At 69.4% G+C, this 19,723-nt stretch carries 15 protein-coding genes and 2 pseudogenes; 7 read left to right on the top strand and 10 right to left on the bottom strand.

Going from position 1 to position 19,723, the window contains the following annotated elements:
• Window positions 1-70: 70 nt before the first annotated feature.
• From V8Z74_RS07320 to metC, 3 genes are all read left to right on the top strand, one after another.
• Window positions 71-1,651: a rhodanese-like domain-containing protein gene (locus V8Z74_RS07320; protein WP_349708718.1), complete on the top strand. Its 1,581-nt coding sequence runs from the start codon at window positions 71-73 to the stop codon at window positions 1,649-1,651.
• A 190-nt stretch (window positions 1,652-1,841) separates the two neighbouring features.
• A complete protein-coding gene (locus V8Z74_RS07315; RefSeq protein ID WP_349708717.1) occupies window positions 1,842-2,840 on the top strand; it encodes a Bug family tripartite tricarboxylate transporter substrate binding protein in 999 nt (332 codons plus the stop codon).
• 29 nt (window positions 2,841-2,869) lie between these two features.
• Entirely contained in the window at window positions 2,870-4,072 is a 1,203-nt protein-coding gene (gene metC, locus V8Z74_RS07310; RefSeq protein WP_349708716.1) for a cystathionine beta-lyase, read from the top strand.
• 6 nt (window positions 4,073-4,078) lie between these two features.
• Here metC and V8Z74_RS07305 read toward each other — a convergent pair whose 3' ends face one another.
• From V8Z74_RS07305 to V8Z74_RS07280, 6 genes and pseudogenes are all read right to left on the bottom strand, one after another.
• The gene (locus tag V8Z74_RS07305) at window positions 4,079-4,951 is read right to left on the bottom strand and encodes an HpcH/HpaI aldolase/citrate lyase family protein (protein ID WP_066474975.1); all 873 of its coding nucleotides are present in this window, start codon (window positions 4,949-4,951) and stop codon (window positions 4,079-4,081) included.
• A gap of 7 nt (window positions 4,952-4,958) precedes the next feature.
• Window positions 4,959-5,975 carry a tripartite tricarboxylate transporter substrate binding protein BugD gene (locus V8Z74_RS07300; RefSeq protein ID WP_066475402.1) on the bottom strand — a complete coding sequence of 339 codons (1,017 nt, stop codon included), beginning with the start codon at window positions 5,973-5,975 and terminating at the stop codon, window positions 4,959-4,961.
• Between the two features lie 123 nt (window positions 5,976-6,098).
• Window positions 6,099-7,463 (bottom strand): MmgE/PrpD family protein, encoded by a 1,365-nt coding sequence (locus V8Z74_RS07295; RefSeq protein WP_349708715.1) that lies wholly within the window; start codon window positions 7,461-7,463, stop codon window positions 6,099-6,101.
• A 50-nt stretch (window positions 7,464-7,513) separates the two neighbouring features.
• A pseudogene (locus tag V8Z74_RS07290) lies at window positions 7,514-8,714 on the bottom strand (CaiB/BaiF CoA transferase family protein).
• A 74-nt stretch (window positions 8,715-8,788) separates the two neighbouring features.
• Complete coding sequence (locus V8Z74_RS07285; protein WP_349708714.1) at window positions 8,789-9,682, bottom strand: HTD2 family dehydratase; 894 nt, start codon at window positions 9,680-9,682, stop codon at window positions 8,789-8,791.
• Window positions 9,683-9,765: 83 nt separating this feature from the next.
• Window positions 9,766-10,780: pseudogene (locus V8Z74_RS07280) on the bottom strand (Bug family tripartite tricarboxylate transporter substrate binding protein).
• Window positions 10,781-10,911: 131 nt separating this feature from the next.
• Here V8Z74_RS07280 and V8Z74_RS07275 point away from each other — a divergent pair.
• A complete protein-coding gene (locus V8Z74_RS07275; protein WP_349708713.1) occupies window positions 10,912-11,838 on the top strand; it encodes a LysR family transcriptional regulator in 927 nt (308 codons plus the stop codon).
• On the opposite strand, the gene V8Z74_RS07270 is transcribed toward V8Z74_RS07275, so the two are convergent.
• Window positions 11,835-12,881: an NAD(P)H-dependent flavin oxidoreductase gene (locus tag V8Z74_RS07270; RefSeq protein WP_349708811.1), complete on the bottom strand. Its 1,047-nt coding sequence runs from the start codon at window positions 12,879-12,881 to the stop codon at window positions 11,835-11,837. The two genes, V8Z74_RS07275 and V8Z74_RS07270, sit on opposite strands and share 4 nt — an antisense overlap.
• Window positions 12,882-12,921: 40 nt before the next feature.
• The gene (locus tag V8Z74_RS07265) at window positions 12,922-14,124 is read right to left on the bottom strand and encodes a YbfB/YjiJ family MFS transporter (RefSeq protein WP_349708712.1); all 1,203 of its coding nucleotides are present in this window, start codon (window positions 14,122-14,124) and stop codon (window positions 12,922-12,924) included.
• Window positions 14,125-14,237: 113 nt separating this feature from the next.
• Between V8Z74_RS07265 and V8Z74_RS07260 the strand changes: the two genes are divergently transcribed.
• Window positions 14,238-15,209, top strand: a complete 972-nt coding sequence (locus V8Z74_RS07260) for a LysR substrate-binding domain-containing protein (RefSeq protein WP_349708711.1) — start codon at window positions 14,238-14,240, stop codon at window positions 15,207-15,209.
• Here V8Z74_RS07260 and V8Z74_RS07255 read toward each other — a convergent pair.
• Both V8Z74_RS07255 and V8Z74_RS07250 read right to left on the bottom strand, forming a co-directional pair.
• Complete coding sequence (locus V8Z74_RS07255) at window positions 15,196-16,770, bottom strand: YifB family Mg chelatase-like AAA ATPase (protein ID WP_349708710.1); 1,575 nt, start codon at window positions 16,768-16,770, stop codon at window positions 15,196-15,198. The two genes, V8Z74_RS07260 and V8Z74_RS07255, sit on opposite strands and share 14 nt — an antisense overlap.
• Window positions 16,771-16,842: 72 nt before the next feature.
• Window positions 16,843-17,388 (bottom strand): MarR family winged helix-turn-helix transcriptional regulator, encoded by a 546-nt coding sequence (locus V8Z74_RS07250; protein WP_349708709.1) that lies wholly within the window; start codon window positions 17,386-17,388, stop codon window positions 16,843-16,845.
• A gap of 96 nt (window positions 17,389-17,484) precedes the next feature.
• Between V8Z74_RS07250 and V8Z74_RS07245 the strand changes: the two genes are divergently transcribed.
• Window positions 17,485-18,483, top strand: coding sequence for a tripartite tricarboxylate transporter substrate binding protein (locus V8Z74_RS07245; RefSeq protein ID WP_349708708.1), 999 nt, complete (start codon window positions 17,485-17,487; stop codon window positions 18,481-18,483).
• Window positions 18,484-18,613: 130 nt separating this feature from the next.
• Window positions 18,614-19,597: a Bug family tripartite tricarboxylate transporter substrate binding protein gene (locus V8Z74_RS07240; RefSeq protein WP_349708707.1), complete on the top strand. Its 984-nt coding sequence runs from the start codon at window positions 18,614-18,616 to the stop codon at window positions 19,595-19,597.
• Window positions 19,598-19,723 lie beyond the last annotated feature (126 nt).

Genomic DNA, 19,723 nt, shown 5'->3' with positions numbered 1-19,723 from the left:
TTTCCATTTCCTCCTGCTGCCGCAGCATGCCGCCCCGGCGCGTGGGCGCAGCTTTGCCCGAAATTTCGCAATGACCACCTTCGTCAACGCTACCACCCTCAAATCCTGGCTTCACGACGGCCGGGAGATCGCCCTGCTCGACGTGCGCGAGCACGGCCAGTACGGCGAGTCGCACCTGTTCTATGCGACGCCGCTGCCCTACAGCCGGCTGGAGCTGGAAATAGAGCGCCTCGTGCCGCGCCGCCAGGTGCGTGTCGTCGTCTATGACGGCGGCGACGCTGCCGGCGCCGGCGTGGCCGAGCGCGCCGCGCAGCGGCTGCAGGCCCTGGGTTATTCCCGGGTTGCCGTGCTTGAAGGCGGAACGCGGGCCTGGAGCGCGGCGGGCCATGCGCTGTTCGCCGGCGTGAACCTGCCGTCCAAGACCTTCGGCGAGCTGGCCGAGCATGCCTATGGCACGCCACGCATCACGGCGCAGCAGCTGGCGGCGCGGCAGGCGGCAGGCGAGCCGCTGGTGGTGCTCGACGGCCGGCCGGTCCCGGAATTCCACAAGATGAACATTCCGCAAGCCGTCTGCTGCCCCAACGGCGAGCTGGCCTTGCGTGTGCGCAGCCTGGTGCCCGATGAGCACACCCCCATCGTCATCAACTGCGCGGGCCGCACGCGCTCCATCATCGGTGCGCAGACGCTGATCAACCTCGGCATTCCCAATCCGGTCTACGCGCTGGAGAACGGCACCCAGGGCTGGTATCTGGCCGATCTGCCGCTGGAACATGGCGGTACGCGCCGCTACGGCGACGATTCCGGCAGCGCGGCACTGCGCGCCCAGGCCGAGCAGCTGGCGCAGCGCTTCCAGGTGCCGGTGGTCGATGCGGACACGGTCCGCGGCTGGGCGCAGGAGGACGGTCGCACGCTGTTCCTGTGCGATGTGCGCACGCCCGAGGAGTACAGGGCCGGTACCTTGCCCGGCGCGCAGCACACGCCGGGCGGTCAGCTGATGCAGGCCGGCGACCAGTACGTGGGCGTGCGTGGCGCGCGCCTAGTGCTGTTCGACAGCGACGGTGGTGACTTCGGCATCCGCGCGCCCGTGGTGGCGAGCTGGCTGCGCCAGATGGGACATGACGCCTGCGTGCTGCGCGGTGGCCTGCAAAGCGGGCTGGCGCTGGAGGAGCCTGTGCCGGCGCAGGCGCCCGCGCTGGCCACGATCACGGCCCAGGAGCTGGACCGCCGCATGCGGCAGGGCGAGGTGGCCGTGGTGGACCTGCGGCCGGGCATGCAGTACCGGGCCGGCCACGCCGCCGGTGCGCGCTGGTCCATACGCCCGCGCCTGGCACAGGACCTGGCGGGCGAACCGCGCCAGGTGGTGCTGATTGCCGACGAGCCTGCGCTGGCGCAATGGGCCGCGCTGGAGCTGCCGCAGCCGCCATTGCTGCTGGCCGGCGGCATGGCCGCCTGGCGGCAGGCCGGGCTGCCGGTCGAATCCACGCCCGACAGCCCAGGTGATGCCGAATGCATCGACTACCTGTTCTTCGTGCACGACCGGCACGATGGCAACAAGGAGGCGGCGCGCCAATACCTGGCCTGGGAAACCGGACTGGTGGCGCAGCTCGATGCCCAGGAGCTGGCGGCTTTCCGCCTGCCAGGGGCGGCATGAAGCTCCCCCTGAGCGGCTGCGCCGCTTCCCCCTCTCTCGCTGCGCGGGAGGGGGACGGCACCCTCGCTGCGGGGCGGCCCTTGCTTGGTGCCCCTGGCCTGAGTTACGCCAGTTGCAAAGGCTGCGCCATGCATCGCTGACCTGCTGTAAAGCGCCATCAATCAGATCACATAACGACAGGAGACAAGACATGTTCGCAATCCCCACTCTGGCTAGGATGTTGGCCGCCAGCCTCGCGGCCCTGGCCCTGCTCTCGCAGGCAACTGCCGAGCCGCTGGCTGCGCGCAACGGCTTTCCGGCCCAGCCCATACGCTTTGTCTCGCCGTTCCCGCCCGGCGGCGGCAACGATGCCAGCACGCGCTGGGTGACCACGCGCCTGCCGGAAGTCACGGGCCAGCCGGCCGTGGTGGAAAACCGCGGCGGTGCCGGCGGCAACATCGGCGCCAAGGCCGTGGCCGAGGCCAAGCCCGACGGCTACACGCTGCTCACGGGCCAGGTGTCGCTGATGGCTGTCAACCCCACGCTGTACGGCGCGCCGGGCTTCGATCCGCTCAAGAACTTCGTGCCCATCACGCAGATCAATGCCGCGCCCCTGGCCATCGTGGTGCCGGCGGCATCGCCGCTCAAGAGCTTTGCGGACCTGGCGGAGCGCAGCAAGAGCGCGCCGGGCCGCGTCACCTACGCCACGCCCGGCAACGGCACGCTGTCGCACCTGGTGGGCGTGGTGCTGTCCAAGGAAAACGGCGTGCCCATGACCCATGTGCCCTACAAGGGAGCCGGTCCGGCCATCAACGACCTGCTGGGCCAGCAGGTGGATGTGCTGATTACGTCCACCTCCTCGGTGGCGGGCATGATCCAGTCCGGCCAGGTCCGTGCACTGGCCGTGACCAGCCCGCGCCGCATCGGCGTGTTCGGCAAGGTGCCGACGCTGGAGGAACTGGGCTACCGCAACGCCCGCTTCGAGGACTGGTATGGATTCTTCGCCCCGGCAGGCACATCGCCCGAGCGCGTCGCCTATCTGCACGAAGCCATTGTGCGCACGCTGCGCATGCCCGAGGTGACGCGCCTGATCGTCGAGGGCGGCAGCGAGGTCGTGGCCAGCACGCCCGAAGCCTTTGCGGCCCAGCTGCGCCAGGACATCGACCGCTGGTCGCGTGTGGTCAAACTGTCCGGCGCCAAGGTGGAATAGGCTGTATCCCTTGTCACACGGCCTGCAACATGAATCCCGAATTTCCCCCGGTTCCGCAATGGAACCCGCAAACCCGGCTGCTGCACGCCGGCAAGGCGCCGGCCTACGCCGGCGGCACGGCGGTCAATCCACCGCTCGTGCGCGCGAGCACGGTGCTGTTCGACAGCACGGCGCAGCAGCGTGAAATGCGCGGGCGCCGCGGCGACGAACGCATCTTCAGCTACGGCGCGCGCGGCACGCCCACGAGCTTTGCGCTCGAAGATGCGGTCAGCGAACTCGAAGGCGCCTACCGCACCCGGCTTCTGCCCACGGGGCTGGCGGCCATAGGCATGACGCTGCTGAGCTATCTGCGGCCCGGCGACCACGTGCTGCTCACCGACAGCGCCTACCAGCCCGTGCGCCATATGGCGCGGCAGTTCCTGCAGCCCTACGGCATCGAATACAGCTTCTTCGCGGCCGACGGCAGCGATGCCGAAGCCGGCATGCGCCCCAACACGCGCATGCTCTATGCCGAATGCCCGGGCTCGCTGGTCTACGAGATGTGCGACCTGCCCGCGCTCGCGGCCATGGCCCATGCGCGCGGCGCCCTGGTCGTGGTGGACAACACCTGGGGCTCGGGCGTGCAGTACCGGCCGCTGGCGTTGGGCGCCGATGTTTCCATCATGGCCGCGACCAAGTACCTCTCGGGCCACTCGGACGTGATGATGGGCACGGTCGCCACCACGCAGGCAGCGTGGGCGCCGCTGGCCGAGCGCTGCGACGCCTTCGGCATGGCGGTCAGCCCCGACGATGCCTGGCTGGTGCTGCGCGGCATGCGTTCGCTGGGAGCGCGCCTGCAGATGCATGGGCAGCATGCGCTGCTAGTGGCGCGCTGGCTGCAAGCCCATCCGGCCGTGGCCACGGTCTTCTGCCCGGCATTGCCCTCGCACCCCGGCCATGCGCTGTGGCAGCGCGACTGCCATGGCACGAACGGCCTGCTGTCGCTGGAATTGCGTCCCGGCACGCCGCAGGCGGCCGTGGATCGCCTGATCGACGGATTGCAGCTGTTCGGCATCGGCGCCTCCTGGGGCGGCTACGAAAGCCTGGTGACGCAGGCCCATATGGCCGAAGCCCGCAGCGTGACCGACTGGAGCCGGCGCGGCCCGGTGGTGCGGCTGCACATAGGGCTGGAAGACCCTGCCGACCTGGTGGCCGACCTGGCCCGGGCCATGGATCAGGCGGGCCTGGCCTGATGCTTCTCAGCCGGCACGCATCCTGCGCTGCTCGGCCCAGGCGTGGCGCGCCAGGGTCTGCCGGGCCATGTGGAGTATGGGCGCATCGACCATCTTGCCGTTGACCGTGCAGACACCGCCGTGGGCAGCCTGCATGGCCTGAACCACGGCGCCGGCATGGGCCACGGCCTGCTCGGAAGGCGCAAACACCTGATTGACCGTGGCGACCTGGGCCGGATGGATGCACAGCTTGGCGCCAAAGCCCATGCGCAGCGCGCGCTGCGTGTCGCTTTCGATGCGGGCGCTGTCCCGCGTATCGGTGGTGACGCCGTCCACGGGCCGGGCCAGGCCCGCGCGGCGCGAGGCCAGCACCAGGCTCAGGCGCACGGGCTGCAGTTCGGCTTCGTCCGGCGCGCACTGCATGCCGGCGTCGACCTGGAAATCCAGATGCCCGAAGGCCAGCCGCGCCACCTGCGGGACACGGGCCAGCGCATCGGCGGCATCCAGGCCCGCCACGCTTTCCACCAAAGGCACCAGCGCGCAGCGCGGGCCGGCGGCTGCGGCAATCTGCTGCAGGGCAGCGGCGCTTTCGGCCTTGGGCACCATGGTCCCGGCCGCGCCGACGGCCACCAGCCGCGCCAGGGCCTGCACGTCGTCGTCGAACCAGGGCGTGCCCGAGGCGTTGATGCGCACCAGCAACCGTGCGCGTTCGGCCGTGGAAAGCAGCTGCAGCGTCTGTTCCAGGGCGAGGCGGGCGGCCGGCTTGTCGTCCGGCGCCACGGCATCCTCCCAGTCGGCGATCACCATGTCGGCGCCGCTGGCCAGGGCCTTGGCCAGCCGCTCGGGCCGGTTGGCGGGAACGAACAGAAAGGTGCAGGCGTTGTGCAGCAAGGCGCTCATGGCTGCCTCATTCGGCCGATACGCCGGCCGCCTTGATGACGGTGCGCCAGCGGGCGACCTCGGCTTCCAGGTGCTTGCGCAGGCCTTCGGGCGTGGCCTTGTCGGGCGTGACGAGGTCCGAGCTGAGCTCGGCGATGCGTTTCTTGACGTTCTCGTCCTTGATGGCCACGTTCAGCGCCTTGTTCAGTCTGTCTATCACCTCCCCGGGCGTGCCCTTGGGGGCATACATGCCGTGCCAGACCTTGACGTCGAAGCCCTTGAGGCCCTGCTCGTCCAGCGTCGGGATATTGGGCAGGGACGACAGGCGCTGGGGCGTGGTCACGCCGAAGACCTTGGCGCGCTTGCCGTCCTGGATCACGGGCACGGTCTGGGTGGTCTGGTCGCACAGCAGGTCCACCTGGCCGCCCATCAGGTCGTTCATGGCGGGGCCGGCGCCCTTGTAGGGCACGACGGTCAGCTTCACGCCCGCCTGGTGCATGAATAGCATGCCGCACAGCTGCGATACCGCGCCCACGCCGGCATTGGCCAGCGACACCGTGTCCTGGTGCTTCTTCACGTAGTCCAGCAGCTCGGGGAAGGTGTTGGCCGGGAAGTCCTTGCGCGACAGCAGGGTCATGGGCACGTCCAGCACCTGGCCGATGTACTCGAAGTCCTTGAGCGGGTCGTATGGCAGCTTCTTGTACAGCGAGGGGGCCGTGGCCATGCCCATGTGGTGGATCAGGATGGTGTAGCCGTCGGGCCGGGAGCGCACGATGCGCGCCGGCGCCAGCGTGCCGCCCGCGCCCACGGTGTTCTCGACGAGCACCGTCTGCCCGAGGTACTGCCCCATGGGCACGGCCAGCAGGCGCGCCACCACGTCGGTCGGGCCGCCGGCGCTGTAGGGCACGACCAGGGTCACGGGCTTTTCGGGCCAGGTATTGGCCATGGCGCTTCCAGCCAGGCCCAGGGCCAGCAGGGCGCAGGCGGCCGTGATGCGGCGGCGGTCGGTACCGCGGCGATGGTTGAGGTGTGGCGATGTGGTCATGAATGTCTCCTTCATCTGGGTTCTGGCGGGCTTACTTCCGGTCTTGCGCCGGTTGTTCGAAGGTTCCCGGCCGGGCCGGCCGGGAGAGGGGAAAAGGCGATGCGGGAAAAGGCGATGCCAGGCTCACGCCAGCAGCGCGGCCGTGCGGCTCCACTGCGCCACCTGCCACAGCTGCTGCACGGCGGCCTCGGCCCGCGCTGCGGGCACGGCGCCGCCATAGGCGGCCAGGCGCAGCGCCTTGGCCGTGATCTCCTCGCGCGACAGCGTGTTGCCCGGGTCGCCCTTGGGCTCGTCGACGCGGCCCTGGAGCTGGCGGCCGTCCGTGGTCTGCACGGTGACTTTGCCGATCCAGCGCCGCGGGTAGGCCGTGTCCACTTCGGCATCGAGTTCCATGCGCACTTTTTCGCGCAGCTCCACGGTTTCGGGCGCCAGGTAGTCGCGGTCGAATTCGCCCAGGCCCGCATGGCCGTGGCGCGCGGCCAGGGCCAGCACGGTACCCATGGAAAACTTGCTCTGGTGCACGGTGCTGGGGCTGACCACGGGGCCCAGCACGTCGAGGGCGCCCTGGTGCACATGGCAGGTGACCTGCGCGATGTCGCCGGTCTGCAGGCCATGCGTGCGCATGACCTGCAAGAGCGCATCGGCCGCAGGGTGCGTGTGGCGGCATGACGCATGCCACTTGAACGAAGTCTCGGCCGTGGCCCAGCGTGTGCCCAGGCCGTCGGTGAGACGGGCGGGATCGGCGTCGCTGGACATGCCCGCGGCCATGCCCTGCGGCCCGGTGAAGATGTGCTGCGCGCCCGTGAATCCGTCCTGTGCCAGGTAGGCCGCCATCAGTCCCGCAGCGGCCGCGTGGGCCGTGTGCAGCTGTTTGCTGTCGGCGGCGGTGCGCAGGAATTCCCACAACCCCGCCGATTGCGTGCCGGCCGAGCCGAAGGCGTGCTGCATCTGCGCGGGCGTCAGCTCCAGCAGCCGGCCCACGGCAGCGGCCGCGGCCAGCGTGCCCGCCGTGGCCGTGGTGTGGAAGACCTTGTAGTGGCTGCGGCCCAGGAATTCGCCCACACGGATGCCGACCTCGTAGCCCGCCACGCAGGCTGCCATGAGCTCGGCGCCGCTCGCACCGATGCTCTGCGCCACGGCCAGCGCGGGCGGGAAGACCACGGCCGCAGGGTGGAACACGGAGCCGTTGTGCACGTCGTCCTGCTCGGCCACATGCGAGGCCGCGGCATTGGCCAGCGCCGCCATCATGGGCGAGGTGCTGGCGCCGTGGCCTATCACCTCGCTGGGTCCCTGGTCAGGCCCTTGCGCCAGCGCGAAGCGCGTGATGCTGGCCACGGGCCGCGCCTGGCAGCCTGCCAGCACGGAGCCGAACCAGTCCATCCACAGGTCTTCGGCGCGGCGCTGCACGGCATCGGGGATGTCGCTCCACTGGAGCCGGGCGGAAAACCGGGCCAGAGGATGGATGCTTGCTTGGGTTTCTTGCTTCATTTCGGGCTCTGTGGCTTTCGGAGAAAACGCTGGCAGCTATGGTTTTTGAATCAGATGGCCTGGGGCATCTGCAGTGCGTCGATCTGCTCGGCAGACCAGCCGAGTTCGGCCAGGATGGCCGCGTTGTGCTGGCCCACGGCGGGCACGGCGTCCATGCGGTAATCGAAGGCGCTGTTCACGCCGGGCGGCAGCAGCGCGGGCACCTCGCCCGCGGGCGTGGCCACCTGGCGCCAGCGGCTGCGGGCCTGCAGCTGAGGGTGGGCCCACAGGCCGGCCATGTCGTTGACGCGCGCGTTGGCTATTGCCGCCGCATCCAGCCGCTGCACCACCTGCGTGGCCGTGAGGCCGGCAAAGATGCCGAGGATCAGTGCCTGCAGCTCGGCGCGGTGCCGGTTGCGCCGGGCGTTGCTGTCGAAGCGCGCGTCGGTGGCGACTTCGGGGCGCTGCAGCACTTCGTCGCAGAACACCTTCCACTCGCGCTCGTTCTGCAGGCCCAGCATCACGGTGCCGCCGTCGCCTGCCACAAACGGCCCGTAGGGGTAGATGCTGGCGTGGCTGGCACCCGTGCGCGGGGGCGGGGGGGGCGCCGTCGAACGCGTAGTACATCGGGTAGCCCATCCACTCGCCCATGGCTTCGAGCATGGAGACGTCGATGTGGCTGCCCTCGCCCGTCCTGCCGCGCAGCAGCAGGGCCGAGAGGATGTTGGTATAGGCGTACATGCCGGCCGCGATATCGGCCACGGAGATGCCGGCCTTGGACGGTGCATCGGGCGTGCCGGTGATGGAGAGAAAGCCGGCCTCGCTCTGGATCAGCAGGTCGTAGGCCTTCTTGTCACGGTAGGGCCCGTCGCTGCCGTAGCCGCTGATGTCGCAGACGATGAGCCTGGGGTTGTGGCTTTTCAGCGTCTCGTAGGAAAGGCCCATGCGCGCCGCCGCACCGGGCGCGAGGTTCTGCACCAGCACGTCGGCCGTCGCCAGCAGCTGCAGCAGCGCGGCCTTGGCCTGTGGCTGTTTCACGTCGAGCGCCAAACTCTCCTTGCTGCGGTTGATCCAGGTGAAGTGCGAGGACTGGCCCTTGACGCGCTGGTCGTAGCCGCGCGCGAAGTCGCCGCTGCCGGGACGCTCCACCTTGATGACGCGCGCGCCCAGGTCGGCCAGCTGGCGTGTGCAGAACGGGGCAGCCACCGCGTGTTCGAGCGAGACGACGGTGATGCCGTCCAGAGGTCGGGGCTTCGGGGTCTGTGCGGTCATGGCAGGGGGGTCAGGTGTTTTCGGTATCTGTCGCTTTTCCTGGAAACTGCGGGCAGCGACGGGTCTGCAAGTCTTCAAGCCAGCAAGGCCGTGGCCTGCATGGTGAGAAATCCCTCGTGGTCCTGTGCCCACAGGGCGACGGTCTTGCCATCCTCACGGGGCCTGCCATGCACGCTGAACGGGTGCAGGTCGAAGGTAGGGCGCACGGCCTTGAAATCGAACGCAGCCAGCCGCGCGCCGGGCAGGCTGCGGCGCAACAGGTCGACCAGCAGCGTGGCGATCAGCGGGCCGTGCACGATCAGGCCCGGGTAGCCCTCGACCTGGGTCACGTACCGACGGTCGTAGTGAATGCGGTGGCCATTGAAGGTGAGGGCCGAGTAGCGGAACAGCAGCACGTCGTCGGGGACGATGGTGCGTGACCAGGTGGCCTGCCCGTGGAGCGGAGGTTGCTGGGGGATGGGCGCCGGATCACCGGGCTGGGCCAGGGGCCGGTAGACGATGTCGTGTTCCTCGGTCAGCGCCAGGCCGTTGGCGTTCGAGAATTGGTGCTCCACCTGCACGAACAACAGCTCGCCCGAGCGCCCGGCCTTGTGCCTGACGCTCTGGATGGTGGAGGAGCGCTGCACCTCCTGGCCCACCCGCAGCGGATTGCCGCCATCGCCCTGTACGTCCCAGCGCAGCCGTCCGCCGGCCCACATACGGCGCGGCAGCGGCACCGGCGGCAGAAAACCGCCGCGCCGGGGGTGGCCGTCGGGGCCGATCTCGCTCTGGCGCGCATGCGGCAGAAAGTACAGCCAGTGCCACAGAGGTGGAATCTCGGTGCCCGGCACGGGTGCGGCATCCTCGCGGTCCAGCGTGGCCGACAGCGCGTGCACGGGAGCGGCGGTCATGGTGTCGAGCGTGGTCTCGCTCCTGCCCTGCCAGGATTGCAGATGGGCCAGGGAGGCGGGGTCGATGGAGATGGTCATGGCGATGGTTCAGTGCAAGGTCCCGGGAAGCTGGCGCGCCCCACCCGGGCGTGGTGAGAGGCGCGCAGCGACACGGCGGGCGTTCAATTGATCGTCGCGCCCGAGGTCTTCACGATGCGGGCCCATTTGGCGATGTCCTGCTTCAAGGTGGCGGTTATTTCTTCGGGCGTGGCCTGGCGTGCCGGCGTGCCAGCGAGTTCAACGCCCTGGGCCTGCAGCTGGGCGCGCATGTCCTTGTCCGCCATGGCCTGGTGCATGCCGTCGCGCAGCCTGGCCAGCACCTCCTGGGGCACGCCCGCGGGCGCGAACAGCGCAATCCACAGCGTGCCGTTGTAGCCAGGCACGAATTCGCCCAGGGCCGGAACGTCGGGCAACACGGGCGAGCGTTGCGCGCTGCTGACCGCCAGCGCCCTGAGCTTGCCCGCCTTGATGTACTGCAGCGTGGACGGCAGGCTGCCGAACAGCAGCGGCAGCTGTCCCCCCCAGTACGTCGTTGAGCGCCGGCGCCACACCCTTGTAGGGCACATGCTGCAGCTCGATGCCGGCCATCTGGTTGAGCATCTCGCCCAGCAGGTGGTTGAGCGTGCCGTTGCCCGCGGAGGCGTATTGCAGCGCGCCGGCCCGGGACTTGGCCAGCGCCAGCAGCTCGGGAACCGTCTTGGTCGGAAACGAGGGATGGGCCGGCAGCACGTTCGGCACGGCGCCGATCATGCTGACTGGCGTGAAGTCCGCCACGGGATCGAAGCCCGGAGCCTTGTAGAGTGCGGGATTGATGGCCTGGCTACTGCTGATGGTCATGAGCAGCGTATAGCCGTCCCTGGAGGCCTTGGCCACGGCCTGCGTGCCGATATTGCCGCCAGCGCCGGGGCGGTTCTCCACCACCGTGGCCGCCGCCAGCTTCTCGCCCAGCTTCTGGGCCACGATGCGGCCGACGATGTCATTCGTGCCGCCTGCGGCCTGGGGCACCACCAGCACAATGGGGCGGCTGGGATAGCTGCCTTGCGCCACGGCCGGGAATGCAGCAGGCAGCCCCAGGCCCAGCAGAATGCTGGCGCAGGCGGTACGGCGGGATACGGGCGAAGCGGGGCAGGCATGCACGGCGGGTGTCTCCTCATTGGAATTTGCCGCTATGCTTGCCGCGCCTGCCGCACGGCACAATCTGTCATATTGGAAGCGAGGCTTTTGTTTTTTCGAAGCCTTGCCGGGCCTGGTACATACCCTCAAGCGCCATGCAGTTTGACCTCAAGGATCTTCGACTCTTTGTTTTGATAGCTCAAACTGGAAGCCTGACAAGGGCTTCGGAGCAATCCCATCTGTCACTAGCCGCCACCAGCGCGCGCATCCGCGCGCTGGAGGAGCAGGCCGGCATGCCTTTGCTGATCCGAGAGGCTAGGGGTGTAAGGCTTTCGGCGCCCGGCGAGGCCTTTCTGCACCATGCGCGGGCCATGCTGCAGCAGTCGCGCCAGCTTCAGGCCGACCTGCAGGAGTACGGCGCGGGACTGCGCGGCCATGTGCGCGTGTTTGCCAACACGACGGCGGTGGCGGACTTCATGCCCGACATCCTGGCGGCCTATCTCACCGAGCATCCCCATATCAGCGTGGACCTGCAGGAGCGCCCGAATGCCGGCATCGCGGCCGACATCCGCGACGGGCGCGCCGACCTGGGCATTGTTGCCGGAGCCGTGGATACCCATGGGCTGCGCGTGATGCATTTCAGCACCGACCGGCTGGTGCTGGTGGCGCCCGATACCGAGCGCTGGGCAAAGCTGGATTGCGTGGCGTTCGCCGATGTGCTGCACGAGCGCTTCGTGGGCATGCACCGCGGCAGCACGCTGCAGACCTTTCTCGACCATTTGGGCCAGCAGCTGGGGGCCACGCTGAAGCTGCGCATACAGCTATCCAGCTTTGACACCATGTGCCGCATGGTTGCCGCCGGCGTGGGCATTGCCGTGGTGCCCGAGACGGTAGCCCTGCGCTTTCGCGGCACGCCGCAGGTATGCCGCGTGCCGCTGACAGATGCCTGGGCTGTGCGCCCGCGCTACATGCTGGTGCGCGAGGAGCAGCAGTTGTCGGCCCACCTGCAGGAGTTGATCGCCGCCATCGAGGACTATCACGATTGCCCGACGCCGGAGTTCCCCGGGGCTTGCGCCCGCTAGGCCCGGGCTTGCGCGTTCAGCTCACGCGCCAGCGTGGCCACCAGATCGGCCGCCGGCATGGCCCGCGCCAGCGGTGCGCCCTGGCCCGCCCAGTGGGCTGCGTAGTCGCTGCTGCCCTGGGCCGCCGCGGCCTGGTGCAGGGCCTTGCCGGCGTCGTACACCATGGGGTAGCCGGGCAGAGCCTGCCCGTAGCCGCGGCCCAGCAGGTGCAGGCGGTTGACCATGCCGCGCGCTGGGCGGCCCGAGATGGCGGCCGTGATGCCGGTGTCGTAGGCCCTGTCGCTCTGCAGTTCGGCCCGGTAGGCCGGGCTGGCGGCGGACTCGGGGCAGAGGATGAAGGCCGTGCCCATCTGCACCGCGCAGGCGCCCACCTGCAGCGCGGCCGCGATGCCGGCGCCGTCCATGATGCCGCCCGCGGCCACCACGGGCAGGCGCGTGTGGCGCACGAGGATCTGCACCAGCGCCAGGCTGCTCAACAGCCGGTCCTGTTCCGGATCGAAGCAGCCCCGGTGGCCGCCGGCTTCCATGCCCTGGGCCACGATCACGTCCACGCCGGCCTGCTGGATCTGCAGGGCCTCATCGAGCGAGGTGGCGCAAGCCATCGTGGTGGTGCCGGCCTGGCGCAGGGCCTCGATGAATGAAGCTTCGGGCAGGCCGAAATGGAAGCTCACCACTTGCGGGCGCTGGCGCAGCAGCATGGCCTGCAGCGGCGGGTTGCCGACGGCGCTTGCGTAGATGCAGCGCAGCGCCGTTGGCGGCGCGGCGCCGAAGCGCTCGAACTCCGGCGCCAGATAGTCCAGCCATGCGGCTTCGCGCTGTACATCGGCCGCGGCATCGCGGTGGCAGAACAGGTTCACGTTGAAGGCGCGTGCCGTGAGCGCATGGGTCTGCGCGACATGTTGCTCGGCCTGGTCCACGCCATAGGCGCCGATGCCGACCGAGCCCAGGCCGCCTGCATTGCTGACGGCCGCCGCCAGCTGCGGCGTGGACGTGCCGGCCATCGGGGCCTGGATGATGGGGTGCTGCATGCCCAGGCGGGCCATCCATGGGGTAGGGGCGGTGTTGGCGTTCACGGGTTTCCTTTCAGGCGGCGGCAGTCTTTGGCTGCGCGCGGCTGGTGGCGATCATGATGGTACCCAGCAGCAGGGCGCAGCCGGCGATGGCGAACAGCGGACGGTAGGTGCCCAGGCCGGCATACATCCAGGCCATGAAATAGCCCGAGGTGGCCTGCATGAGGGCAAAGGCCGCCGTGGCATAGCCCCACATGCGCTTGTGCTGCTGCGGGCCGATGAGCTGCATCAGATAGCCCGAGGTGATGGCGGCCATGCCCGGCGAGAGCGCGCCGACCAGGAACGAAGAGGTGGCGTGGCCGGCAAAGCCGGCCCAGAACAGCGGCATGGCGATGGCCAGGGTCTTGATCGCATAGGCGCCCGTGGTCGTGCCCCACCAGCCAAAGCACGTGGCGCAGAAAGCCGCCGCCAGCGGCCCGATGATGGCGCCCACGCCGAAGAAGGCCCATTGCGTGGACGCATAGGCCGTGCCCAGCTGTTGCTCGCGCGCCAGATAGTCCACCCAGAACACGGTGTGCGGCACAAAGCCGAAGGCGTCGCACATATAGGCCAGCATGACCAGGACCACGGCAGCGCTCCAGGCGGCGCCGGGCGCCGGGCCGGCGGCGCGGGCGGCTGTCGCAGCAGGGCTGCCGAAGCGCCGGGCCTGTGTCAGGCCCACCGACCAGGCCAGTGCGCTGCACAGCGCCATGGCGCACCACACGGCCGTGAGGCTGAGCCGTGCAAGGGCGGGAACCAGCGTGGCCGAGAGCAGTGCGCCGAAGCCGATGCCGCAGAACATCAGCGGTCCGAGCACGGAGCGGCGCGGCAGCGGTGCGGCCGCCATGGCCATCGATGGGCCCAGCACCATCAGCACGGCGCCGGTCACGCCCGAGATGCAGCGCCACACAAAGAACCAGGCCATGCCCAGGTCCGCGCCCAGGCCCGGCAAGTCGGGCCGGGCGCAGGCCGCAAAGCTCAGCGCGGTGGCGGCCCAGCTCCAGGCCAGCGTGCGCAGCATGCCCAGGCGCTCCGCCAGCCGCGCCGCGGCCAGCGCACCGAACAGATAGCCCAGCAGGTTGGCGGCCCCGAGATAGGCCACCTGCTCGCCGCTGAACCAGCCGGCCTGCACCATCTGCGGCATCAGGGCCGTATAGCCGAAGCGGGCCAGGCCCACGCCGGCCAGCGTGGCCATGAAGCCGGTCAGCAGCAGGGGTAGTTCGTTGCGTTGGATCACGATGGTCGGCCCGATGGGCTGGAGACACTGACAGGAGGGCAGGTTAGTGGCTTGGAGAAATCATGTCCAATGATTGAAAATGATGATGTAAATCTCAAGGAAAGATGGGTGCCATGCAACTCAAGTCCCTGCGCATGCTGGAGGCCGTCTGCGATACCGGCAGCTTTGGCGCTGCCGCCCAGCTGCTGCACACGGTGCAGTCCAATGTCACGGCCCATGTCAAGAAGCTCGAGGAGGAGACCGGCGCCCAGCTGCTGGAGCGGGCCAGCCCTGTCCACCCCACGCCGGCGGGGCGCCTGCTGCTGGAGCATGCGCGGCACATGCTCCGCACGCATGACCTGGCCCTGGCCCAGCTGCAGGGCCTGGACCCGCAGGGCGCCTCGCAGGTGGCCGGCACGCTGCGCATCGGCTCCATGGAAACCACGGCCGCGCTGCGCCTGCCGGTGCTGCTGGCCCAGCTGCGCCGCCAGCACCCCGGCATCGACCTGGAGCTGGAGGCCCAGCCCACGGCCGCGCTGCTGGAAGCGCTGATGGCCGGGCGCATCGATTGCGCTTTCGTGAACGGCGCGGCGCCGCAGTCCGGGCTGCAGTCCTGGCCGGTGTTCCGCGAGGAGTTGGTGCTGGTCAGCGGCCAGCCGCTCACGCGCTTTCCAACGCCCCAGGAATTCTGCGCATCGGTGTTCCTGGCCTTCCGCCAGGGTTGCAGCTACCGCCAGCGCGTGGAGCTGCTCATGGCCTCGCAGGGCGTGACGGCGGTGCGCATCATGGAGCTGGGCATGCTGGACACTATCCTCGGCTGCGTGGCTGCCGGCATGGGCTATGCGCTGCTGTCGCGCGCGCTGGTGGAGGCGCAGCAGCAGCGTTTCGGCGTGCACTGGATTTCGCTGCCGCCCGGGCTGGCCGAGGAATTCGCGTGGGTGGACACCTGCTTCGTCACCGGCTCCGTCGCGGGCTGGTCGCCGGCCCTGCGTGCGTTCGCGCAGCTGCTGGGCATCCATGCACAGGGCATCGCGGCCGGCGAACACGTCCAGCCGGGGCCGGCGCAGCGGGTACACCGGCGGCAGGCCGAGCCTATGCCTGCATGAGCGCACGGCGGTACTGCATGGCCTCGGCCACATGGACCGGCGCAATCGCCGTGCTGCCGGCCAGGTCGGCAATGGTGCGGGCAACCTTGAGCGTGCGGTGCGTGGCGCGTGCCGACCAGCCCAGCTTGGCTGCGGCCTTGTGGGCGAACTGCAGGGCCTCGGGCTGGAGCTGCAGATGGGCGTCGAGCAGCGCACCCTGCAGCAAATGGTTGGGCATGCCCTGGCGCTGCATGGCGGCATTTCTCGCTTCTTCCACGCGGGCGCGCACTTCGCTGCTGGACTCGCCGCCAGGGGCTTCGAGCAGCTCCTGTGCGGGCAGGGCCGCGACTTCGACATGCAGGTCGATGCGGTCCAGCAGCGGCCCGCTGATGCGCGCCTGGTAGCGCGACACCTGGTCGGGCGTGCAGCGGCAGGCGCGCACGCGCGAGCCCCAGTAGCCGCAGGGACAGGGGTTCATGGCTGCGACGAGCTGAAAGCGCGCGGGAAATTCCGCACGCTGCGCTGCGCGCGCAATGGTGATGCAACCGGTTTCCAGAGGCTCTCTCAAGGCCTCCAGCGCGCTCCTGGCAAACTCGGGCAGCTCATCCAGAAACAGCACTCCATGGTGGGCCTGCGAGACCTCTCCGGGTCTTGGGGGCGAGCCTCCTCCCACCAGGGCCACGGGGCTGGCCGTATGGTGGGGCCCGGCAAACGGGCGCTGGCGCCAGCGCTCGGGGCTGAAGCGGCCGCCGAGGCTGGCAATGGCCGCGGTTTCCAGCGCTTCTCCGTCCGTCATGGGCGGCAGCAGGCCCGCGAAACGCTGGGCGAGCATGGATTTGCCCGAGCCCGGTGGCCCGACCATCAGCACCCCGTGCGCGCCGGCCGCGGCGATCTCCAGCGCGCGCTTGGCCTGGGCCTGGCCGCGCACATCGCGCAGGTCGGGTGCATCCGTCACGGGGGCGGGCGGCGTCGCCGTCACGCGGTGCCAGCCGGCTGCACCGCAGGCACCGTCGTCCGGTGGCGCAGCGGGCGTTTCCCCGGCATCCGCCGCAACCGGCGATACATGGGCCAAGAACTGCGCCACCACGTCGAGCAGGTGGTGGGCGCAGAATACCTGGGCCGAGGGAACAAAGGCCGCTTCCTGGGCGCTGCCGGGCGGCAGTACCAGTGCCGCCGTCTGCTGCTGGCGCTGCAGGGCCAGGGCCGTGGCCAGAGCGCCGCGCACGGGGCGCAGCGCGCCGGTCAGCGACAGCTCGCCCGCGAACTCGAAGTCCTTGAGGCGCCGGGCGTCGATCTGCCCGCTGGCTGCAAGAATGCCCAGCGCGATCGGCAGATCGAAGCGACCCGAATCCTTGGGCAGGTCGGCCGGCGCGAGGTTGACCGTGATGCGCCTGTTGGACGGGAACTCCAGCCCCGCATTGAGGATGGCGGCGCGCACCCGTTCACGCGCCTCCTTGACTTCCACATCGGCCAGGCCCACGAGCGTGAACGACGGCAGGCCGTTGGCCAGATGGACCTCCACGGTGACGCCCGGGGCCTCCAGCCCCAGCAGGGCACGACTCTGGATCAGCGCAAGACTCATGGGCCTCTCTTTGGCATAGCGGGGTTGGCGCCTAGCTTATGCGCGCGTGCGGCCGGCGGGCAAGAGGGCTTGTCACGGCTTGCCGGCGGGGCGTTGCTGGCTGCGGTTGCGCGGCGCCTTGGGAATGCTGCCCTGCTGCTGCATGGCGGCCGCGCGCTCCCGGATGCGGGCGAAGGCCCGGGACACGGCTTCCAGCTCCTGCTGCGGCACATCGCGCAGCAGTTCCCGGTTGATGGCCTGGACCTGGGGAAACAGCTCGGCATGCAGCGCCCGGCCCGAAGGCGTGAGCTGCAGCAGCGCCTGGCGCGCATCGCCGGCCAGGCCGTGCTTGCTCACCAGGCCCTTGGCCACCAGGGCGGAGATGGCGCGCGAGGTGCGGGTCCGGTCCAGCTGGGCCTGCTCGGCCAGCTCGGAGGGGCGCATGGGGCCGATGTCGGCCAGCAGGCCGACCATGCGCCATTCGCGGCGCGTGATGCCGAAGCCGCCTTCGCACAGGCGCACCACCATGCTGCCGGCCGAGCCCATGAGGCGGGCCAGGTGGTAGAGGAACATGTCGTCCAGCGTGGATGCCTGCTGCCAGGGATGGAGCGGGGCCGCAGAGGCCTTGTCGTCAGCCATGGGTCGTGCCTGTGGGTTTTCTCTAGGAATGATGGATTAGATCCATTATGGGGAGGCTGCTTACAGTGGCGCAAACGACAAGCGAGGAGACAACCCATGCCCAGCCCCCTTTCTTTGCGCCGCGCCGGCCGCCTTGCCGGCCGCATCGCCGGCATCGCGGCCCTGCTGGCCAGCCCCTGGTGGGCGGCGGCGCAGGCCGCCGATGCCTGGCCCAGCAAGCCCATACGCATCATCGTGCCCAATCCGCCGGCCGGGCCTTCGGACATCGCCATCCGTCCGATTGCCGCGGCCGTGCAGGGCGTATTGGGGCAGGCCGTGGTCGTGGAGAACAAGCCCGGCGCCAACGGCAACATCGGCGCGGCCGAGGCCGCCCGCTCGGCCGCCGACGGCTACACCTGGCTCTGGGCCATGGACCCGGTGATCACCGTCAACAAGCACATCTACAAGAACATCGGCTACCAGAGCGATGCGCTGGTGCCCCTGAATGCCGCGGCCCGCTTCTCGCAGGCGCTGGTCTGCAACCCCAGGCTGGGCTTCAAGACCGTCAAGGACATGATCGACGCGGCCAAGACCCGCGACCTGACCTATGCCACGGGCGGCGCAGGCTCGCCCGGGCACCTGGTGATGGAGTCGCTGCTGAGCACCGCCGGAGTCAAGATGGTGCACATCCCCTACAAGGGGCCGGCGCCCGCCATGCAGGACCTGATGGGAGGCCAGGTGGATTGCGGCTTTCTGGCTGCGCCCACTGCGCTGCCGCAGATCCAGAGCGGGCGTGTGACGGCGCTGGCGACTTCGGGCAGGCAGCGCTCGGCGCTGCTGCCCAAGCTGCCCACGATTGCCGAGTCGGGCTATCCGGAGTTCGACGGCACCTTCTGGCTGTTCCTGGCTGCGCCCAAGGGCGTGCCGCCCGAGATCCAGAAGCGTTTCCTCGCGGCCATGGATGCAGCCATCCGCTCGCCGGAGCAGCAGGAGAAGGTCAAGTCCGTGGACATCGAGATGGTCGGGTCGAGCCCCGAACAGGCCCAGGCCAAGGCCCGCGAGCTTTCCGACAAATGGGGTGCGCTGGCGCGCAGGATCCAGCTCAAGACGGATTGATGAAAAGGCCGGAGGCTGCGCCGCAATCGCGCCGGCAGCGCGCTGAAAAGGCGCGTTGCCCAGGTCCGGCATGGCCGGCGGGCTGGCCTACACTGCATTTTTTCGGCGATGTCGCGGGAGATCTATGACGATGCAAAGAAGAACCCTGGTCCGCATGCTGGCGTGCGCCGGCATGGCGGCGGCCGCAGCCAGCGCGCAGGCGCGTGCCGAGGAAGCGCTGTTCCCGAACAAGGCGCCGCTGCGCATCGTGGTCGGCTATCCGCCCGGCGGCGCCACCGACCGCGTGGCCCGCATCGTGGCCGACAAGCTGCAGGCCCGCATGGGCAGCCCGGTGATCGTGGAAAACAAGCCCGGCGCGGGCGGGCGTCTGTCGGCCCAGCAGGTGAAGAACCTGCCGGCCTCCCAGCCCACGCTGCTGCTGGCCAATCCGGCCGCCATGGTGGTGGCGCCGCTGGTGTTTGCCGACTCCGGCTACGACCCCGAGAAGGACTTCCGCCCGGTCAGCGAGGTCAACCGCTACGAATTCGGCCTTGCCGTGGCCAGCGCCGTGCCGGTCAAGCAGCTGTCGCATCTGTTCGCCTGGCTCAAGGCCAATCCGCAGCAGGCCAACTTCGGCGTGCCGGCCACGGGTAGCCTGCCGCACTTTTTCGCGCTGATGCTGGGCGAGGCGGCCAAGGTGCCCGTGGAGGTCGTGGGCTACAAGGGCTCGGGTCCGCTGCTCACCGACCTGATGGGCGGCCAGGTGCCGATCGCCGTGGACACCCTCGACACACAGATCGCCCAGCACGAAGCGGGCAAGCTGCGCGTGCTGGCCACCTCGGGCGAAAAGCGCAGCCCGATGGCGCCGGGCATTCCCACGCTCAGGGAGCTGGGCGTGGACCTCGTGGGTACGGGCTGGAACACCTTGTTCGCCCCGCAGAGCATGGCGCCGGCCACGGTGCAGCGCCTGTCGCAGCTGGTGCAGGAGGTGATGAAGGATGCGGACACGCAGCAGAAGTTCGTGGCCTCCAACCTGGTGCCCGTGGTCAGCAGCGCCGAGGAAACCGCGCGCATGCTCCGGGCCTACCGCGCCCAGTGGGCGCCCGTGGTCCAGCGCTCGGGCTTCAAGCCGTGAAGCGTTGAGGGCTTATGAATTGAGGAGCGGCTGACGCAGAACCTGCATGGATTTCATGCTGAAAATGTCTTGAAGTCGATGTGAATCAAGCGGTAGCTGCTTCTGTTTTTGAAACCAAACGCATGG

It is taken from the genome of Comamonas sp. w2-DMI (genome assembly GCF_040187735.1).
Lineage (GTDB): Bacteria > Pseudomonadota > Gammaproteobacteria > Burkholderiales > Burkholderiaceae_C > Comamonas > Comamonas terrae.
The sequence above is the reverse complement of the archived record's forward strand: the minus strand, read 5'-3'. Positions and strand labels throughout refer to the sequence as shown.